Source organism: Campylobacter sp. W0014 (assembly GCF_020135975.1).
In the GTDB taxonomy this organism is placed as follows: domain Bacteria; phylum Campylobacterota; class Campylobacteria; order Campylobacterales; family Campylobacteraceae; genus Campylobacter_D.
On record NZ_JACHTR010000118.1, the window covers coordinates 1 to 315 of the forward strand.

Here is a 315-nt window from a genome sequence, read left to right on the forward strand (position 1 = left end):
GAAACATTAAATACCGCAGAAGCTGTAGACATAGCTGAAATAAAAACAGCACCTGCTCCTAAACCAACAGACATGTTTTTACCAGAACCTACCGAAAAGCCCGATCCTTGAGAAAATCCTGAACCGTCTGAACTCATATAAGCAGAAACTGAGGTATAGCCTACTATAACTTGTTTTCCACCACCTTTAAAAGCATTAAATCCCATGGCATCAGCTGTATTAGCATCGATTTGCCCTTTGGATTCTCTTAAAGACACTGAATTTTGTGAGATAAGATCAGCTGCTCCCATACCTATAGCGCTAAGTCCTGTTCCA

The 315-nt window shown here is 40.6% G+C and carries 1 pseudogene; it reads right to left on the minus strand.

Annotation, left to right across the window (positions count from 1 at the left end):
• A pseudogene (locus H2277_RS09215) lies at positions 1-315 on the minus strand (flagellin); the annotation flags it as partial.